General features: G+C 71.5%; 18 protein-coding genes and 1 rRNA gene. 10 read left to right on the top strand and 9 right to left on the bottom strand.

Annotated features, from left to right (window positions below):
• Positions 1-182: 182 nt before the first annotated feature.
• From KK617_RS02955 to KK617_RS02975, 5 genes are all read right to left on the bottom strand, one after another.
• Positions 183-1037 carry a PKD domain-containing protein gene (locus tag KK617_RS02955; protein WP_277497991.1) on the bottom strand — a complete coding sequence of 285 codons (855 nt, stop codon included), beginning with the start codon at positions 1035-1037 and terminating at the stop codon, positions 183-185.
• Entirely contained in the window at positions 1010-1570 is a 561-nt protein-coding gene (locus KK617_RS02960) for a DUF6318 family protein (protein WP_277497992.1), read from the bottom strand. The genes KK617_RS02955 and KK617_RS02960 overlap by 28 nt, the downstream gene beginning before the upstream one ends.
• 266 nt (positions 1571-1836) lie before the next feature.
• The gene (locus KK617_RS02965; protein WP_277497993.1) at positions 1837-2379 is read right to left on the bottom strand and encodes a PKD domain-containing protein; all 543 of its coding nucleotides are present in this window, start codon (positions 2377-2379) and stop codon (positions 1837-1839) included.
• A 302-nt stretch (positions 2380-2681) separates the two neighbouring features.
• Positions 2682-3245 carry a DUF6318 family protein gene (locus tag KK617_RS02970; RefSeq protein ID WP_277497994.1) on the bottom strand — a complete coding sequence of 188 codons (564 nt, stop codon included), beginning with the start codon at positions 3243-3245 and terminating at the stop codon, positions 2682-2684.
• A 108-nt stretch (positions 3246-3353) separates the two neighbouring features.
• Positions 3354-3686, bottom strand: coding sequence for a hypothetical protein (locus tag KK617_RS02975; protein ID WP_277497996.1), 333 nt, complete (start codon positions 3684-3686; stop codon positions 3354-3356).
• 359 nt (positions 3687-4045) lie between these two features.
• Between KK617_RS02975 and nrdR the strand changes: the two genes are divergently transcribed.
• Together nrdR and KK617_RS02985 are read left to right on the top strand one after the other, a co-directional pair.
• A complete protein-coding gene (nrdR, locus tag KK617_RS02980; RefSeq protein ID WP_277497998.1) occupies positions 4046-4582 on the top strand; it encodes a transcriptional regulator NrdR in 537 nt (178 codons plus the stop codon).
• 205 nt (positions 4583-4787) lie between these two features.
• Positions 4788-7673 carry a vitamin B12-dependent ribonucleotide reductase gene (locus KK617_RS02985; RefSeq protein ID WP_277497999.1) on the top strand — a complete coding sequence of 962 codons (2886 nt, stop codon included), beginning with the start codon at positions 4788-4790 and terminating at the stop codon, positions 7671-7673.
• 10 nt (positions 7674-7683) lie between these two features.
• On the opposite strand, the gene KK617_RS02990 is transcribed toward KK617_RS02985, so the two are convergent.
• Complete coding sequence (locus tag KK617_RS02990) at positions 7684-8205, bottom strand: hypothetical protein (RefSeq protein ID WP_277498000.1); 522 nt, start codon at positions 8203-8205, stop codon at positions 7684-7686.
• A 40-nt stretch (positions 8206-8245) separates the two neighbouring features.
• The gene (locus KK617_RS02995; protein WP_277498001.1) at positions 8246-9277 is read right to left on the bottom strand and encodes a WYL domain-containing protein; all 1032 of its coding nucleotides are present in this window, start codon (positions 9275-9277) and stop codon (positions 8246-8248) included.
• Between the two features lie 99 nt (positions 9278-9376).
• Between KK617_RS02995 and KK617_RS03000 the strand changes: the two genes are divergently transcribed.
• The 3 genes from KK617_RS03000 to KK617_RS03010 are packed head-to-tail and all read left to right on the top strand — an operon-like array spanning position 9377 to position 10816.
• Positions 9377-9934: a VOC family protein gene (locus KK617_RS03000; protein ID WP_277498002.1), complete on the top strand. Its 558-nt coding sequence runs from the start codon at positions 9377-9379 to the stop codon at positions 9932-9934.
• Between the two features lie 4 nt (positions 9935-9938).
• Positions 9939-10448: a pyridoxamine 5'-phosphate oxidase family protein gene (locus KK617_RS03005; RefSeq protein ID WP_277498004.1), complete on the top strand. Its 510-nt coding sequence runs from the start codon at positions 9939-9941 to the stop codon at positions 10446-10448.
• Positions 10448-10816 (top strand): hypothetical protein, encoded by a 369-nt coding sequence (locus KK617_RS03010; RefSeq protein WP_277498006.1) that lies wholly within the window; start codon positions 10448-10450, stop codon positions 10814-10816. The genes KK617_RS03005 and KK617_RS03010 overlap by 1 nt, the downstream gene beginning before the upstream one ends.
• A 45-nt stretch (positions 10817-10861) precedes the next feature.
• On the opposite strand, the gene KK617_RS03015 is transcribed toward KK617_RS03010, so the two are convergent.
• Entirely contained in the window at positions 10862-11797 is a 936-nt protein-coding gene (locus tag KK617_RS03015; RefSeq protein WP_277498007.1) for a bile acid:sodium symporter family protein, read from the bottom strand.
• A 67-nt stretch (positions 11798-11864) separates the two neighbouring features.
• On the opposite strand from KK617_RS03015, the gene KK617_RS03020 reads away from it, so the two are divergent.
• The 3 genes from KK617_RS03020 (at position 11865) to KK617_RS03030 (ending at position 14681) form a co-directional block, all read left to right on the top strand.
• The gene (locus KK617_RS03020) at positions 11865-13148 is read left to right on the top strand and encodes a Fic family protein (RefSeq protein ID WP_277498009.1); all 1284 of its coding nucleotides are present in this window, start codon (positions 11865-11867) and stop codon (positions 13146-13148) included.
• 70 nt (positions 13149-13218) lie between these two features.
• Complete coding sequence (locus KK617_RS03025) at positions 13219-14232, top strand: ADP-ribosylglycohydrolase family protein (RefSeq protein WP_277498010.1); 1014 nt, start codon at positions 13219-13221, stop codon at positions 14230-14232.
• Entirely contained in the window at positions 14229-14681 is a 453-nt protein-coding gene (locus KK617_RS03030; protein WP_277498011.1) for a MarR family winged helix-turn-helix transcriptional regulator, read from the top strand. The genes KK617_RS03025 and KK617_RS03030 overlap by 4 nt, the downstream gene beginning before the upstream one ends.
• Positions 14682-14684: 3 nt before the next feature.
• Here the strand turns inward: KK617_RS03030 and KK617_RS03035 are convergent, their stop codons facing one another.
• Complete coding sequence (locus KK617_RS03035; protein WP_277498013.1) at positions 14685-16151, bottom strand: MFS transporter; 1467 nt, start codon at positions 16149-16151, stop codon at positions 14685-14687.
• Positions 16152-16344: 193 nt separating this feature from the next.
• Here KK617_RS03035 and tyrS point away from each other — a divergent pair, with 193 nt between their 5' ends.
• Both tyrS and KK617_RS03045 read left to right on the top strand, forming a co-directional pair.
• Positions 16345-17616, top strand: a complete 1272-nt coding sequence (gene tyrS, locus KK617_RS03040) for a tyrosine--tRNA ligase (protein ID WP_277498014.1) — start codon at positions 16345-16347, stop codon at positions 17614-17616.
• Between the two features lie 666 nt (positions 17617-18282).
• Positions 18283-18586 (top strand): 16S ribosomal RNA (locus KK617_RS03045); the annotation flags it as partial.

Here is an 18586-nt window from a genome sequence, read left to right on the forward strand (position 1 = left end):
ACCCCGACAGGTCGCTTCGACCCCGACCTGTCGGTCCACCGGGGAAGAACCACGAGGGGCGGAGCTTCGGCTCCGCCCCTCGTGCCGTTGGTGGTGCGCGTCCGTCGCCCCCGGTGGTTGAGGTGCTCGCGCTAGCGAGCCTCGAAACCACGTCCTGACCCGCGGCGGGGCGACGGCACCGGTCAGTCGGTGAGGACGGGTGTGGCTTCGTCGACCTGGAGGGGCACGGGTGCGCTGGGCATGGTGACGGTGCCGGCGACGTCGAGCCAGGGGCCGCCGTTGACGCGGTAGCGGGCTGACCAGGTGGTGGTGACGGTGACGTCGTAGCTGCCGGTCTGTTGGTAGCGGTGGGTGACCTGCAGGTCGGGGTAGGGCGCGCCGGGCGTGCTGGTGGTGGCGGTGGTCCCGTCGCCGTAGGCCCAGGTGTACGACGTGGGCGTGATGTCGAGCTCGACGGCTTGGCCCAAGAGAGTGACGGTGGTCGTGAACGGAGCGGCCTCGGTGTAGAAGTTCGTGTCGAAGTTGACCAGGGTGAGCCCGTCGGGCGGCTGGATCGTCAGGACGGTCTCGGGCAGCGGAACGGACTGGAACGCCTGGAGAACGAGCGCCGGGGTGATGACCGGTGCGGCTGCCGCGGCGGGGGCTGCGCACTCGGACGTGACCGCCGATGCCCCGGCGAGCAGCCCGATGTGCGACACCGCATTCAACGCCCCCTCGCCGCAGGCCACCGGGGCGTAGCAGGGGTTGATCAAACTGAAAAAGCTGACCGGGGATGGCAAGCACGCGTGGGCGTTGTAGTTGGCCGCCCATGCGGCCATCGGATCGAAGTTCTGAGAGTTGCTGCTCTCGTTCTGGCGGCCCTGGCCGGCCTGGTATGTGCCGCCGCCCGTGACATTGCCACCCACAATGTTGAAGCTATCGATTCCGGGAGTCACCTCTTCCTCTCCGTCGGAGAGGGCGACCGCCGACGTTGTCGGTGCAACCAGGAATGCCGTGGCAAGCGCTGCCGCTAGGCCGCGGTTGCTGCGTCGAGCCATGACACCTCCCACGATCCGTCGGTCCGCTTCAAGCCGAAGGTGAGGGTTCCGGTGCCTGTAATCGCGGGGTCCTCGATCACGTTGTCGGCGATCTCAACATTCATGAGGACAACAACGTCGGTAGTGGCTCGATCGGGAGCCTGGGGATCGAACGTCTCGCCTCCATCAACGGTCCACGAGCCCGGTTCCGCGTCTCCGAAAGTGCTCTCGATGTTGTCGATGGCCGCGGCACAGTTTTCGCACCCGGGTGCCAGGGCCCTGGCGGAGTCGCCCACCCCGGTCAGGAAGGCGTAGTTCACCAACTCGACCCAGTGTTCGACGAACGCGATGGCGGCTGCGTCGTCGTCGCCGGTGGCCTCGTCGGGCAGTGGCGGGGGCGTAGAGGCGGTGCTGGTCGACTCGACCGGTGCGCCGGAGCTGCTGGTGCCGCCAGTGGGGTCGGCGTCGTCGGTCTCGCCGGAGCTGCTGGTGCAGGCGGTGAGTGCCGTCGTACCGGCCAGGGTGCAGGCGAGCAGGCGTCGTCGCAGGCGCATGGATCCTCCCGAGGTGTCCGGCGCCCCGATCGCGCCGGCGTGCTGTCGAATCTAACGAGACTCGCGGGGCGCGGCTACCCGTCGCACGGGCGCCTGTGGACGAAGGCGTCGATCAGCGGAGCCGCGCCCACGCGGTGCAGGACGAGGCGTGGCGATCGACTTCGCTGCGCAGGGAGCACGCCACCGGGCGTCGTGTCGACGGGCTGTGCGGGGGTCTGCTGAGCAGACGTGGCGCAGCAAACCTCCGCGCAGGTGAATACGGGTGGTCAGTCGGTGAGGATGGGTGTGGCTTCGTCGACCTGGAGGGGCACGGGTGCGCTGGGCATGGTGACGGTGCCGGCGACATCGAGCCAGGGGCCGCCGTTGACGCGGTAGCGGGCGGACCAGGTGGTGGTGACGGTGACCTGGTAGCTACCGGTCTGCTGGTACCGGTGGGTGACCTCAAGGTCGGGGTAGGGCGCGCCGGGGGTGCTGGTGGTGGCGGTGGTCCCGTCGCCGTAGGCCCAGGTGTACGACGTCGGCGTGATGTCGAGCTCCACGGCTTGGCCCAGGAGGGTGACGGTGGTCGTGAACGGAGCGGCTTCGGTGTAGAAGTTCGTGTCGAAGTTGACCAGGGTTAGGCCGTCGGGGGGCTGGATCGTCAGGACGGTCTCAGGCAACGGCACGGACTGGAACGCCTGCAGGACGAGTGCCGGGGTGATGACCGGTGCCGCGGCGGCGGGGGCTTCGCACTCGGAGCGGACGGCCGATGCTCCGCCGAGGAGCCAGCCGGCTGGGACGGCGTTCAGCTCGCCGTCCCCACATGCCACCGGCGCGATGCAGGGTGACGCTAGGCCCGCGATGGGTAGGCAGGTGTGCGCGTTGATGTTGTCTGCCCACGCCTGAACGGGGTCTACGACTTCGGGCGCCCGGGCACCGTTGGTTGAGCCTTCTGAGCGGGTTTCGGCGTACGTCTCCCCGCCAGTACCCGCGTCGCCCCATACATCAAAGCTGCCCGCGCCCGATCCGACATCGGTGTCGCGGTCACCAGCCGCCTGCCACGCCGTTCCGAGAATGCACCCTGCAGCGAGTGCTGTGACCCCGAGAGTTCTTGATACGGCGCGAGGGCGCTTCATGACTCTTGCCCGTCCGCCCAGGCCACGTTCCACGATGTTTCGTCGACGCTGGCGAGACCAAACGTGAAGATGCCCGATCGAGTGACCGTGGCGCTTGCCTCAGGGCCGTCGAATACCTCGATGTCCGTGACGATGACTATGTCGGTTCGAGGAGCATCGTCTCCCTGTGGTGCCAGTGCGTCGGGATTGGCAATCTGCCACCTGCCCGGCGGGCCCTCGCCGAATGTCGACTCGATGTGGTCCAGGGCAGCCGCGCAGGCCTCGCAGCCAGTGGACAAGGCGCGCGCTGGGACGGTGTCACCGGTCTGGAAGCTGTAGTTCACCAACTCCACCCAGTGCTCGACGAAGGCGATGGCGGCTGCGTCGTCGTCGCCGGTGGCCTCGTCGGGCAGCGGCGGGGGTGTGGGGGCGGTGCTTGTCGACTCGACCGGCGCGCTCGAGCTGCTGCTCGCGCCGCCGCTGGGGTCGGCGTCGTCGGTCTCGCCGGAGCTGCTGGTGCAGGCGGTGAGGGCCGTCGTACCGGCCAGGGTGCAGGCGATCAGGCGTCGTCGCAGGCGCATGGATCCTCCCGAGAGGTGTCCGGCGCCCCGATCGCGCCGGCGTGCTGTCGAATCTAACGAGACTCGTGGGGCACGGCTACCCGTCGTACGGGTGCCTGTGGAGAACCGTCAGCGTGCGGCGCGCTTGCCGCCGCTGGGCCGCGGGGGACTCTCGGGGGCGGTCGGCGCCGCCGGGCCGCCGAGCGTGCGCAGGGCTGCCGCGCCCAGCAGCAGCGCGATGAAGAGACACGCGATGGCGCCCAGCGAGGCCAGCGCCACGAACCACCAGGCAGCGCCCTCGCCGGCGCGCGCGGTGGCCCCGAAGTCGATGGCCACCCAGACGAGGTAGCCCCACGCGACGACCGTCACCGTGATGCCGAGGGCCAGTGCGGCGAGGCGGCCGCGGGGGCGGGGCGCAGCGGTGGACTCCCGTCGCGAACCCGCTCTCTTCCCTCCCCGCACCGCTCCATCATGTCCCACCGTCCCCAACCCCGCAGGCGGTTCGCCGGACCCCGTCCGCGGGCCTGTGAACGGCTTCGCCGGACCCCGTCCGTGGGGCCGCGACACGCCGTACCGGACGTCTCGCGGGGCGCTGACCTGCGGGTTCGCCGACTGGTCCGGACGGGTGTCGGGAGACACGCCGATCCGCTTGCACCTCTAGGGGACCGCGCGTACGGTTACCCCCACATCTAGTACTTACAGCCGTGTAGTTATCCACATCTAGTTCACAGGCCCGGGTCTGGATACCCACACGAAGTGCAGATCCATCCACAGGTAGACCCCGTTCCATACACACCCCCGCGCCCGAGAGGAGCTTCGTCGTGCACTGCCCGTTCTGCCGCAACAGCGACACGAAGGTCCTCGACTCGCGGGTCGCGGAGGACGGCGCCTCGATCCGTCGCCGGCGCGCGTGCCTCGGGTGCGAGCAGCGATTCACGACGGTCGAGCAGATGCAGCTGACCGTGGTCAAGCGCTCGGGCGCCTCCGAGCCGTTCAACCGCGAGAAGGCGATCGCCGGCGTGCGGAAGGCCTGCAAGGGCCGCCCCGTGAGCACCGACGAGCTCGCCTGCCTCGGTCAGCAGGTCGAGGACGCCCTGCGTGCCTCCGGCTCGGCGGAGTTCCCGGCCCACCAGGTCGGGCTCGCGATCCTCGGCCCGCTCCGCGAGCTGGACGAGGTGGCCTACCTGCGCTTCGCCAGCGTCTACCGCTCGTTCGAGTCCGCCGCCGACTTCGAGGCCGAGATCGCCCTGCTGCGCCTCGACCGGGAGGCCGCGGCGGCCGCCGAGGGGAGCGACACGAAGAGTGTCGGTGCCCCCGGTCAGCATCGTGAACGGGCCACGTCAGCCACCTCCGGCTGACCACCAGACCGCCCGGCGCGTCGTGGGGAAGCGGCGTGCCGGGCGCACCACTCCTTCCTCCGCAGCAGCACCCATCTACACCGCAGCAGCACCCAGCAACCGGAACACCCGTCGTCGCGGCCTTGTTGTGCAGAAGGCCTCTCCGGCCCGCGACGGCGACCCCAGAACGACACCACGCAGCGACCGAGAGTGACGAGGAGATTCCATGACGGAGACGGTGAGCGGCCCCGGAGCAGCGGGCGCCGCAGGTCGGTCGAACGGCTCGACGGGCCTCACCATCGACCGGGTGTTCAGCAGCGGTGTGCACCCGTACGACGAGATCACCTGGGAGCGTCGGGACGTCGTCCAGACGAACTGGAAGACCGGCGCGACCGTCTTCGAGCAGCGCGGGGTCGAGTTCCCCGACTTCTGGTCGGTCAACGCCTCCACCATCGTCACGTCGAAGTACTTCCGCGGCGCCGTCGGCACCGACGCCCGCGAGTGGAGCCTCAAGCAGCTCGTCGACCGCGTCGTGAAGACCTACGTGAAGGCCGGCGTGGAGCACGGCTACTTCGCGTCCGAGGCCGACGCCGAGGTCTTCGAGCACGAGCTCACCTGGCTGCTGGTGCACCAGTACTTCTCGTTCAACTCGCCCGTGTGGTTCAACGTGGGCACCCCGTCGCCGCAGCAGGTCTCGGCCTGCTTCATCCTGTCGGTCGACGACTCGATGGACTCGATCCTCAACTGGTACAAGGAGGAGGGGTTCATCTTCAAGGGCGGCTCCGGCGCCGGCCTCAACCTCTCCCGCATCCGCTCGAGCAAGGAGCTGCTGTCCAGCGGCGGTACGGCGAGCGGCCCGGTCTCCTTCATGCGCGGCGCCGACGCGTCCGCGGGCACCATCAAGTCGGGCGGCGCCACGCGTCGTGCGGCCAAGATGGTCGTCCTCGACGTCGACCACCCGGACATCGAGGAGTTCGTGGCGACGAAGGCGCGCGAGGAGGACAAGATCCGCGCCCTGCGCGACGCCGGGTTCGACATGGACCTCGGCGGCAACGACATCACCTCGGTGCAGTACCAGAACGCCAACAACTCGGTCCGCGTCAGCGACGAGTTCATGCGCGCCGTCGAGGACGGCACCGAGTTCGGCCTGCGCGCCCGCCAGACCGGCGAGGTCATCGAGACCGTCGACGCCCGCGACCTGTTCCACAAGATCGCGAAGGCCGCGTGGGAGTGCGCCGACCCGGGCCTGCAGTACGACGACACGATCAACGACTGGCACACCAACCCCGAGACGGGCCGCATCACCGCGTCCAACCCCTGCTCGGAGTACATGTCGCTCGACAACTCGTCGTGCAACCTGGCGTCGCTCAACCTGCTGAAGTTCCTGCGCGACGACGACACCTTCGACGGCGAGCTGTTCGCGAAGGCCGTCGAGGTCATCATCACAGCGATGGACATCTCCATCTGCTTCGCCGACTTCCCGACCGAGCCCATCGGCGAGACGACCCGCAACTACCGCCAGCTGGGCATCGGCTACGCCAACCTCGGCGCGCTGCTCATGGCCATGGGCCTGGGCTACGACTCCGACGGTGGCCGCGCGATGGCGGCGACCATCACGTCGCTCATGACCGGCACGTCCTACAAGCGCTCCGCCGAGCTCGCCGCGATCGTGGGCCCCTACAACGGCTACGCCCGCAACGCCGAGGCGCACCAGCGCGTCATGCGCAAGCACCAGGCCGCCAACGACGTGGTCCGCACGCTGCACACCAACGACACCGCGGTGCACCGCCTCGCGACCAAGGCGTGGGCCGACGTCGTCGAGCTGGGCAAGGTCAACGGCTTCCGCAACGCGCAGGCCTCCGTGCTCGCGCCCACCGGCACCATCGGCTTCATGATGGACTGCGACACCACCGGCATCGAGCCCGACTTCTCGCTCGTGAAGTTCAAGAAGCTCGTCGGCGGCGGCTCCATGCAGATCGTCAACCAGACCATCCCGCGCGCCCTGAAGAAGCTGGGCTACCAGCCGGAGCAGGTCGAGGCGATCGTCGCCTACATCGCCGAGCACGGTCACGTCATCGACGCCCCGGGCCTGCGCCAGGAGCACTACGAGATCTTCGACACCGCCATGGGCGCCCGCTCCCTCAAGCCCATGGGCCACGTGCGGATGATGGCCGCGGCGCAGCCGTTCCTCTCCGGCGCGATCAGCAAGACGGTCAACCTGCCGGAGACGGCGACCGTCGAGGAGATCGAGGACGTCTACCTGCAGTCGTGGAAGCTCGGCCTCAAGGCCACCGCGATCTACCGCGACAACTGCAAGGTGGGCCAGCCGCTCTCCGACGGTGGCGGCAAGGCCAAGAAGGACGCCGCGGACGCGGCCGACGCCGCTGCGGCCCAGGTCGTCGAGAAGGTCGTGGAGAAGGTCGTCTACGCCCCCACCCGCAAGCGCCTCCCGAAGTCCCGCGTCTCGCGCACCACGTCCTTCACGGTCGGCGGCGCCGAGGGCTACATGACCTCGGGTGCCCACGAGGACGGCGAGCTCGGCGAGATCTTCCTCAAGCTCGGCAAGCAGGGCTCGACCCTGGCCGGCGTGATGGACGCGTTCTCGATCGCCGTCTCCATCGGCCTGCAGTACGGCGTGCCGCTCGAGACCTACGTCTCGAAGTTCACCAACCTGCGCTTCGAGCCCGCCGGTCTGACCGACGACCCCGACGTGCGGATGAGCCAGTCGATCATGGACTACATCTTCCGCCGCCTGGCGCTCGACTACCTGCCCTTCGACGAGCGTGCCGGTCTCGGCATCTACTCGGCCGAGGAGCGTCAGCGCCACCTCGAGACGGGCTCCTACGAGCCCGTCGAGGAGACCGGCTCCGCGTCCGAGCTGCTCGAGGCCCCGGCCATCGAGATCAAGCCCGCCGCGGAGGAGGAGAAGGTCGCCGAGGCGCCCGTCGTGACGTCGGCCGCCAAGGAGGCGCACACCTCCGCCGAGCTGCTCGAGAAGATCACGGGTACGGCGGTCGACTCGCCGCTGTGCTTTACCTGCGGCACCAAGATGCGCCCCGCCGGTTCCTGCTACGTCTGCGAGGGCTGCGGCAGCACCAGCGGCTGCAGCTGACCCGGCAGCGTCACGGAGGGCCGTCACCCCACGGGGTGGCGGCCCTCCGCCGTACCCGGCCTGGATCAGCATGACGCCCCCGGCCACTCACCGCCCCAGCCGTTCCCGCCACAGCCGCACGACCTCGTCGGCGGCCGCCGCCATGTCGGCGTGCTCCCAGGTAGCGCCGCACGACCCACCCGGCGGCCTCGATCTCCGCGTCGGTGTCGCGGTCCCGGGCCGTGTTGTTCGCGATCTTCCACGCCCACCAGTCGGCGTTGCTGCGCGGCAGGTGGAAGTGCTCCGGGCACCCGTGCCAGAAGCAACCGTCGACGTAGACGGCGATGCGGGCGCGGGTGAGGGCCACGTCGATGGTGCGCCTCCGGTTGCCCGGAACCTTCTGCTGCAGTCGGAAGCGCAGCCCACGACGGTGCAGCGCCCGCCGGAGCTCGACCTCGGGCGCCGTGTCACGCCGGGCGAGCGTCGACATCTTGGCCGACAACGCGCCCCCTGGCGCGACCCGCCCGGGCTCCGGGGCGCGGGGTGCGGTCACGACGCCATCCTGCGGCCGCCACCCCCGGTTCGCCCCACCCTCAGCGACCGCCCGCAGCGCCCTCGGCCGCCCGCCCGCACCGCTCGCCGAGCTCCCGGAACGCCTCGACGAGCTCGGGCGGTCCGACCACCTCGAGGTCGGCGTCGTACCGCAGCAACGACGCTGCGAGCGCCGGCCACGACCACGCGCCCTGGATGAGTCGAGTACGCCGTACCCCCACGGCCTCCACCACCCCGTCGCCGGCGAACGGCGCGACCCGGCCCACGGGCAGGTCGACCACCACCTCGCCCGTGCACGGCCAGGCGACGCCGCCCGCGGCCGCCCCACGGAACCGCCCCACGACGTACGTCGCGACGTCGACACCGCCCGGCAGCTCCCGCGGCGCGAACCGCGGGCCGTTCGGCACCCGCGGCGTGATCCGGTCCGCCCGGAACGTCCGCCACTCGGCGCCGTCGAGGTCCCAGCCGACGAGGTACCACCGGCCCCGCCACGTCACCAGGTGGTGCGGCTCGGCCCGCCGCGGCCCCGCGTCGGGCTCGCCCGCGGCTCCGCCCGCCGCGCCAGCCGCCGACACGTAGTCGAACCGCAGCACCTCCCGGGCGTGCACCGCCGCGCCCAGCGCCACCAGCACCGCCCCGTCCACCTCGGCCCGGGCCGAACCACTGCCGGGCGGCATGCCCACCACCTCCAGCGGCAGGGCGTCGAGCCGGTGCCGCAGCCGCCCGGGCAGCACCTGACGCACGGAGGTGAGGGCCCGCAGCGCGGCCTCGCCCACCGCCGTACCGAGCCCGGAACCGCCCCGCGCCACCACCTGCAGCGCGACAGCCAGCGCGACCGCCTGGTCGTCGTCGAAGAGCAGCGGCGGCAGGTCGGAGCCGGCGTCGAGGCGGTAGCCGCCGTCGGGTCCCTTCGTCGCCGTGATGCGGTAGCCGAGCTCCCGCAGCCGGTCCACGTCGCGCCGCACCGTCCGCCCGCTCACCTCCAGGCGGTCCGCGAGCACCTCGCCCGGCCAGTCCCGCCGCGACTGCAACAGCGACAGCAGGGCGAGCAGGCGCGAGGAGGTCGTGGACACGGCCCCAGGATGCCGGAAGAACAGGACACTTCCTGACCTCTACCCAGGCCACGGTGGTCTCGAGGCGGTCACCCGGACCGCACCAGCAGAGGAGCACCCGTGAGCATCACCACCGTCACCCACGTCAACCTGCGCGGCACCGCCCGGGAGGCGCTGGCCTTCTACCGGTCCGTCTTCGGCGGCGAGCAGACCGTCGTCACCTACGGCGACGCCGGCCAGGCCGGCGACCCCGCAGGCGCCGACGAGGTCATGTGGGGCCAGGTCGTCTCGGCCGACGGCTTCCACGTCATGGCCTACGACGTGCCCGCCGACCGCCCGCACGCCGCGGGCATCGCGCCGTACTTCGTCTCCGTGCGCGGCGCCGACGCCGACGAGATCACCCGCTACTGGGACGCGCTGACCGCCGACGGCACCGGCACCACTGTCGTCGTGCCGCTGGGGCCCGCCGGTTGGGCGCCGCTCTACGGCATGGCCACCGACCGGTTCGGCGTCACCGGGTGCTCGACGTCGCGGTCCCGTACGCCGGCTGAGCCCCGGGCCACGCACGAGGGGGCGGCCCGGCGGGGAGCCGGGCCGCCCACACCCCCGACGTACCGTCGAGGAGGACCGGATCGATCCGGCCCCGCCCGGCGGAGCCTCGGCACGAAGGGGAGATGACTGCATGACGCACGACCACGACACCCAGGACGACGTCGCCAAGGTCGCGGAGCTCGTCGACCAGGCGCGCATCGCGATGCTGACGACCATGACGTCGGAGGGCCGCCACGTCAGCCGCCCGATGGCGCTGCAGGACGTCGAGTTCGACGGCGACCTCTGGTTCTTCACCTACGACGACTCGCCCAAGGCGGCCGAGGTGCGCACGCACCCGCAGGTCAACGTCTCGTTCTCCGACGACAAGCACAACGCCTGGACGTCGATCTCGGGTGCCGCCGAGCTCGTCCACGACCGGGCCAAGGCCGAGGAGCTGTGGGCCGCGCCGCTCGAGGTCTGGTTCCCCGAGGGTCTCGACACGCCCAACCTCGCGCTCATCAAGGTGCACGTCGAGACGGCCGAGTACTGGGGGGCCTCGCAGTCCCGGGTCAAGCGGCTCATCGGCGGCGTGCGCGCCGCCGTCACCGGTGACCCCGGCAAGTTCCCCTCCACCAACGAGACCGCGCGGCTGGACGCCTGATGAGCGGCCGGTTCACGCCCACCCGCCTGGTCTCGGCGGCCACCGCCGGGTACGGCGTCTTCGCCCTCGCCCGCCCGCAGCACCTGCCCGACGCCCTCGGCATCACGGGCACGGAGCGGGCGAGCTACCTCGGGCTCGCGAAGACGTACGGCGTCCGCGACGTCCTCGTCAGCCTCACCGGCGTGCTCGGGTCGAGGAAGGCCGGCCGCGTCAGCCTCGGGCTGCGCATCGCCTCCGACCTCACCGACTGCGCCCTGCTGCTGCAGAAGCTCGACGACCCTGCCGCGCAGCGCAAGACGGCTGCCGCCACGATCGGGTGGGCGCTGCTCAACACCGCGGTGCTCGTCGCGGACCTCAAGGACGACTGACCGGCGGCGCACACCGGCGCGGGCCCCCGTCGTACCGTTCCCGCCTCAGCGGAGCGGCGCGGCGGGGGCTTCCTGCTGCTCGGGCTCGTCGACCACGAGGTGGCGCAGGGCCAGGCCGGCGGCGAAGCCGAGCGGGAACATGATGACGCCGTAGACGGCGGCCGGCACGGCCAGCTTCTCGTTGTCGAGCACGCTCACCGCGACCGTGATGGCCAGCGTGCTGTTGTGGATGCCCACCTCGAAGGCCGACGACATCGCCTGCCGGGCGCCGACGCCGGCGGCGCGGGGCACGACGTACCCCAGCAGCAGGCTGCCGACGCAGAACAGCGTGGTCACGAGCCCGACGTCCGCGAGGTAGTCGCCGATGTCCTCGCGCTCCGCGAGCAGGGCGCCCACCACGACCAGCGCGAGCACGACCGCCGAGGCGATGCGCACGGGCTTGTCGGCCCGGGCGGCGAACCCGGGGGAGGAGCGTCGCACCGCCATGCCGATCGCCACGGGCACCAGCACGATCGCGAAGACCTGCAGCGACTTGCCGAACTGCAGGCCGATGTCGCCGGCGCCCGAGGGGTCGAAGTAGCCGATCGCCAGGTTGACCACGAGCGGCAGGCTGACCACGGCGATGACCGAGTTCACCGCCGTCAGGGTCACGTTGAGCGCGACGTCGCCGCGGAACAGGTGGCTGAACAGGTTGGCCGTCGTGCCGCCCGGCGACGCGGCCAGCAGCATCATCCCGACCGCCAGCAGGGGGTCGAGGTCGAGCGCCACCACGAGTCCGAAGCACAGCAGCGGCAGCAGCACCAGCTGCGCGGCGAGTGCGACCACGACCGGCTTGGGCTGGCGGCCGATCCGGCGGAAGTCGTCGACGGTCAACGACAGGCCGAGGCCGAACATGATGACGGCGAGCGCGAGCGGCAGGCCCACGGTCAGCAACGAGGTGTCCACGGCTCCTCCTGGGGACGGGTGGGCTGACTGTGACACGGATCACCCCGCCTGTCCCGCTCTTCGCCCGGCTGGCCGGTGCGGGGCGCCGTGCCAGACTCGCCCCGTGGAGCCGCACCCCGCGCCCGACGCCGTCACCGACCCGGCCGCCGACTGGCCGCCCCACGGCACCGAGCGGCGACCGTGGCGGTCGCAGTCGGGCCGCGGCCCCCGGGCCGACCGCGACGTCCGTTCGATCGACGTGCGGCTCCCGCCCCGCATCGCGGACGAGGTCTACGAGCCGAGCCGCGCGCTGCGCACCCACCTCGCGACGGCCCTCGACGGGTTGGTGCGCCTCGACCAGGTGCACGGGCGCAACCTCGGCGCGCTCAACCAGCTGCTCCTGCGCACCGAGTCCATCGCCTCCTCCAAGATCGAGGACGTCGAGGCGAGCCTGTCCGACTACGGCAAGGCCCTCGTCGGGCAGCGGGCCAACGCCTCGGCGGTGTCGATGGCGGCGGCGACCGAGGCGCTGTCGGGGATGGTGGTGCGCGTCGGTACGGCGGGCGAGCTCACCGCCGACGGGCTGCGCCGGGCCCACCACGACCTGTTCCGCCGCCACCCCGACCACGCCCGCAACGCGGGCACGGTCCGCGACCGGCAGAACTGGATCGGCGGCAGCGACTACTCGCCCCGCAACGCCCTCTTCGTCCCGCCCCCGCCGGAGACGATCGACGACTACCTGGCGGACCTGTTCGCGTTCGCGAACCGGGACGACGTGCTGCCGCTCGCGCAGGCCGCGATCGTGCACGCCCAGTTCGAGTCGATCCACCCCTTCGTCGACGGCAACGGTCGCATCGGTCGCACCCTCATCCACGCGGTCCTGCGGCGCCGCGGCGTGACCCGCAACCTCACGGTGCCCATCGCCTCGGGGCTCACGGCCCACCGCGAGCGCTACTTCGAGGCGCTCGGCGACTACCGCCGCGGCCGCGCCGCCACGATCATCGGCCTGCTCGCGTCGGCGACCATGTGGGCCACCCACGAGGCCCGCCGCACGGTCACAAGCCTCCAGGTGGTGCACGACGACTGGAGCGAGCGGCTCGACCACCCCGAGCCGGGTACGCCGCTCGCCCGGTCCCTGCGCGTGCTCATGGCCGAGCCGATCGTGACGCCGGGCGTCGTCGCGGCCCGCCTGGGGATCGACGACGTCGCGGTCGAGGAGGTGCTGCGCCGGCTCCACGCCGCGGACGTGCTCGCGCCGCTGACGCCGCGGCGGACCGACCGGGTGTGGGGTGCCCACGAGGTGCTGGACGAGGTCCGCGACCTCAACACCCGCATCGAGTCGCTCAGCCTCCGCGACGCCGGGGACCGGCGCGACGGGCCCGTCTGGGCGCGGGCGTGGGGTCGCTGAGCCATATTGTGATGGTGACAATTACTCGAGTAGCCTCCGTCTCGACGCACGCGACGGGACGGGGGACGGCATGAGCGGGACGTGGACCGACGACCAGGTCGACCGGGGGGTCGGCGTGCTCCTCGCGAGTGCGGCGGGCGACGCGCTGGGTGCCGGCTACGAGTTCGGGTCGGCGCCGTTGCCGCCCGTGTGCACCGCCCCCCGGATGATCGGCGGCGGGCTCGGCGGCTTCGCCCCCGGGGAGTGGACCGACGACACCGCGCAGGCCTTCGCGATCGCCGAGGTCGCGGCCACCGGCGCCGACCTGCGCTCCGAGCCCGCACTCGACGCGGTGGCCCAGCGGTTCGCGGACTGGTTCGCGGCCGGGCCGGCCGACGTCGGCATCCAGACGAGCGCCGTGCTGTCCATCGCCGGCGCGACGACCACCGCGCCGGCGATGCGCGCCGCCGCCGCCCAGGTGCACGCCCGCACCGGCCGGTCGGCCGGCAACGGCTCCCTCATGCGCACCGCCCCGGTCGCCCTCGCCCACCTCGACGACCCCGCGGCGCTCGTCAAGGCGGCCCACGCCGTCAGCGCGCTGACCCACCACGACCCGCTCGCGGGCGAGGCGGCCGCGACGTGGTGCCTGATGGTGCGCCACGCGGTCCTCACCGGCACGTACGACGGGGCGCGCGACCAGCTCGCCCACCTGCCGCCCGCGGCGCGCGACCGCTGGTCGAGCATGCTCGACGAGGCAGAGGGCCGCCCGCCGTCGACCTTCACCGAGAACACCTGGGCCGGGGGCGCGCTGCAGGCCGCGTGGTCGGCGATCGTCCACACCCCGGTGCCGGACGGGGCCCCGGCCGCGCACCTGCAGGACGCCCTGGCCACCGCGATCCGCATCGGCAACGACACCGACACGGTCGCGGCGATCGCCGGTGCCCTGCTCGGCGCGCGGTGGGGGGCGTCCGCCGTACCGCGGGAGTGGTCCGAGCCGCTCCACGGCTGGCCCGGCCGGGCGGCCGGCGGGGACGCCCGGGGCCTGGTCGCGCTGGCGACGTCGGCGCTCCGGGGTGGAGCGGCCGGGCACGGGGCGACGCCGTGAGCGACGACGCGCGGGGGGCCGCGCTCGCGGCGCTCGGGCCCGAGGTCATGCGCCTCGCCGCGCGCCGGTCGACGTCGTACGAGGGGTCGGTGCTCGACCAGTCGGCGTTCCGGATCCTGTGGCGGCTGGTCGAGGACGGGCCCAAGTCCCTGACCGACCTCGCCGACGAGCTGCAGCTCGAGCGCTCCACGGTCAGCCGGCAGGTCAGCGCCGCCGTCACCCGCGGCCTGGTCGAGCGCACCGCCGACGAGGACCTGCGGGTGCGGACGGTGCGCCCGACGGCCGCCGGCCTCGCGGCCTACCGCAACGACATCGCGCTGCGGGCCGCCGTGTGGGGCGCGGCGGTCGCCGAGCTGGGGGTGGACCGTGCCCGCGCGCTCGCCGCGGAGCTGCGGAGCTTCAACGACGCGCTCGACCGCGCGCACGGGCACGGCGCCCCCGAGGGCTGAGGGTCAGACGGCCTCGGCGGCCTCGCGGTCGACGGAGCCCGCCGGGCCTGCCGAGCCTGCCGAGCCCTCGGGCGCGCGGCGGCGCGGGATGAACGCGGCGATGGCGATGCCGAGGAACGCCGCGACGGCGCCGGCAGCGAAGCACAGCTGGAACGCGCTCTCCGCGGGGATCTCGATGCCGCCGCCCAGGGAGTGGGTGCGGCTCGTGAGGATCGTGCCCATGACGGCGGCCGCGATCGTCGTGCCCATCGAGCGCATGAGCGCGTTCAGCCCGACCGCGGAGGCCGCCTCGCGAGCGGGCGCCGCGTCCAGGATCAGCGTCGGCATGGCCGCGTAGCCGATGCCCACGCCAGCCGAGGAGACGCAGGAGGCGACGAGCAGCTGCCACGGCGCGTCCATCATGAACAGGGCGACCAGGTAGCCCACGCCGAGCACGAACGCGCCGGCCATGAGGGTCTGCTTGGCGCCGACGGTGGTGATGAGGCGGCTCGAGATGGGCGCGAACACCATCATCATCAGGCCGGCGGGAGCCATCCACAGACCCGCCGCGAGGATGCTCTGCCCGAGGCCGTAGCCGGTCATCTCCGGCAGCTGCAGCAGCTGGGGGACGACGATCGACTGCGCCATCATGCCGAACCCGATCGCGACGGCGGCGATGTTCGTCATCAGCACGGGCCTGCGCGACGAGGTCCGCAGGTCGACCAGCGGGTCGTCCTGGCGCAGCTCGTAGGCGCCCCAGGCGAGCAGCACGAGGAGGCCCGCGACGACGGCGCCGATGGTGCGGGCGTCGCCCCAGCCCCAGGTGGTCGCCTTGGAGATGCCGACGAGGAACGAGACGAGACCGACCGCGAGGCCGAGGGCGCCGACCACGTCGAGGCGTCCGGGCTGGGCGTCGTGCACGTGCGGGATCGCCACCCAGGTCAGCACGAGGATGACGGCGGCGAGCACCGTGGCGACCCAGAAGAGGGCGTGCCAGTCACCGACCTGCACGATCCACGCCGACAGGGGCAGGCCGATGGCGCCGCCGACGCCGAGGGTGGCGCTCATCGCGGCCGTCGCGGTCGCGGTCAGGTGGGGAGGCGTGACCTCCCGCATCAGTGAGATGCCGACGGGGATGAACCCCATGGCCAGGCCCTGCAGCGCGCGGCCGACGAGCATCGGCACGAGGCTGTCGGCCAACGCGCAGACGAGCGAGCCCACCACGAGGATCGCTGCGGAGGCCACGAGCACCCGCTGCTTGCCGACGAGGTCGGCGATGCGCCCGGCGACCGGCATCGCCACGCCCCCGGCGAGCAGGGTCACCGTGACGACCCACGCCGCGTTGGACGCGCTCGTGCCCAGCAGCTCGGGGAGCTCGGACTGGATGGGGATGACGAGGGTCTGCGTCAGGGCGGCGGCCAGGCCGCCGACGCAGAGCACGACGACGGCAGCCACGGGGCTGGCGCCGGCCGGGCGGGTGGGTGCGGACACGGGTTGCTCCTCGGGTGGACGACCCGTGCACCCTACACATGCTTGCCGATGGCAACTATCGAGACGGTGTGAGGTCCCGGTCACGCCGTGGTCCGCGACCGGTACGACGCGCCCCGTGCGGCAGACTGGCCCCGGGCCGGAGGTGCCCACCGCCGGCGAGGTGCGCCGGCGTACCCGTCGGAAAGGCTGTCTGGTGTCCACGCACGCGAACGTCCTCGACGATCTGGAGTGGCGCGGTCTCATCGCGAACTCCACCGATCGCGACGCCCTCCACTCCCACCTGGGCTCGGGCAGCGTCCGCTACTACGTGGGCTTCGACCCGACCGCGCCCAGCCTCCACATGGGGCACCTGGTGCAGGTGCTCACCGCCCGCCGGCTCCAGGAGGCGGGGCACACGCCGTACCTGCTGGTGGGCGGGGCGACCGGCCTCATCGGCGACCCGCGCGACTCGGGGGAGCGCACGCTGAACGCGCTCGACACCGTGAAGGAGTGGGTGGACAAGGTCCGGGGCCAACTCGAGCCGTTCCTGTCGTTCGAAGGCCCCAACGCCGCGACGATGGTCAACAACTACGACTGGACCGCGTCGCTGTCGACCATCGACTTCCTGCGCGACATCGGCAAGCACTTCCCGGTCAACCGGATGCTGGCCCGCGACACGGTGCGCCGGCGCCTCGACTCGGGGATCAGCTACACGGAGTTCAGCTACGTGCTCCTGCAGTCGATGGACTTCCTCAACCTCCACCGCGACCACGGGGTGACGCTGCAGTTCGGCGGCTCCGACCAGTGGGGCAACCTCACGGCAGGGGCGGACCTCATCCGGCGGGTGGAGCAGGGCCACGCCCACGCGTTCAGCACCCCGCTGCTGACGAAGTCCGACGGCACGAAGTACGGCAAGACCGAGGGGGGAGCGCTGTGGCTCGACCCCGAGATGCTCTCGCCGTACGCGTTCTACCAGTTCTGGCTCAACGTCGAGGACGCCAAGATCGGTGAGCTCCTGCGGGTGTTCACCTTCCTGAGCCACGACGAGATCACCGACCTCGAGGCCCGCAGCGCGGAGAAGCCGTTCCTGCGCCTGGGCCAGAAGGCCCTCGCCCGCGAGGTGACGTCGCTGGTCCACGGGAGCGAGGAGACCGACCGCATCGAGGCCGCCTCCGCGGCCCTCTTCGGCGGGGGCGACCTGCGCGCGCTCCCGGGTACGACGCTCGCCGCCGCCCTGGTCGAGGCCGGGTCGGTCACGGCGCCGGCGGGGGACGGGCGCCTGGGGGTCGTCGACCTGCTCGTCGAGACCGGGCTCGCGAAGAGCAAGGGGGAGGCGCGCCGCACCATCTCCGAGGGCGGCGCCTACCTGAACAACGAGCGGGTGACCGACGCCGACCTGGTTCCGGGACCCGACGACGCGCTCGACGGCGGATGGCTGGTGCTGCGCCGCGGCAAGAAGAACCTCGCCGGCGTGCAGCTCGTCTGACCCGGCCCCGCTCGACCCGATCGACTCCTCCGTGGGCCCGCTTCGTGCGGGCCCGCGGTCGTTCCCGGGACGGGGGTACGGCGGCCCGCCCCGCCCCGGGCGGGGGTGTCAACCGCCTGTGCGCCACGTCACGCCGCCAGCGTTTGACGGCCTCCACCTCCCGGCGTAATGTTCTTCCTCGTTGCCCGGAACGCGACGGGGAGCAAGACCGAGAGGTCGGGCTTCCGGCGCGGGTGACCACCACAAACTGAGCAGGCCTCGGAAGAGGTTGGAATTGCCGTGTGCGAAACCAGCTGATAATGAGGCTTACGAAGTATGCGGTGAATCGGACGAAAACCCCCGAGTTTGCATCTGGGAAATCATCCGGTAATGTTTCACCTCGCAAGCCCCGAGGGGCCGGAGAGATACCGGTCAAGCGGTGCGCGTGTGATTCTTGAGAACTCAACAGTGTGTCATATAAGTCGACGGATTAGTTTGTTTGTTTTTGCCTCGTCGGCTCGCTGGTGGCTGGTTCCTTCGGGGGCTTGGTCTTCTGGTGGGTTGATGTTTCTTTGGTGGAGACGGATTTTCGATGTCGTAAGATGTCGGGGTTTGTTTTCTGTCTGGGATGAAGGCTTCATTGTTGAAACTCGGCTGGCCCCTATGGGGTTGGTTGGGGTTTTGTTTTCGATGGAGAGTTTGATCCTGGCTCAGGACGAACGCTGGCGGCGTGCTTAACACATGCAAGTCGAGCGGAAAGGCCACTTCGGTGGTACTCGAGCGGCGAACGGGTGAGTAACACGTGAGTAATCTGCCCCTCACTCAGGGATAACCGCGGGAAGCTGCGGCTAATACCTGATATGACATGGTCTCGCATGAGGTCGTGTGGAAAGTGATTCAGCGGTGGGGGATGTGCTCGCGGCCTATCAGCTTGTTGGTGAGGTAGTGGCTCACCAAGGCTTCGACGGGTAGCCGGCCTGAGAGGGTGACC

Origin of the sequence: Nocardioides sp. ChNu-99 (genome assembly GCF_029493445.1) — a bacterium.
Lineage (GTDB): Bacteria > Actinomycetota > Actinomycetes > Propionibacteriales > Nocardioidaceae > Nocardioides.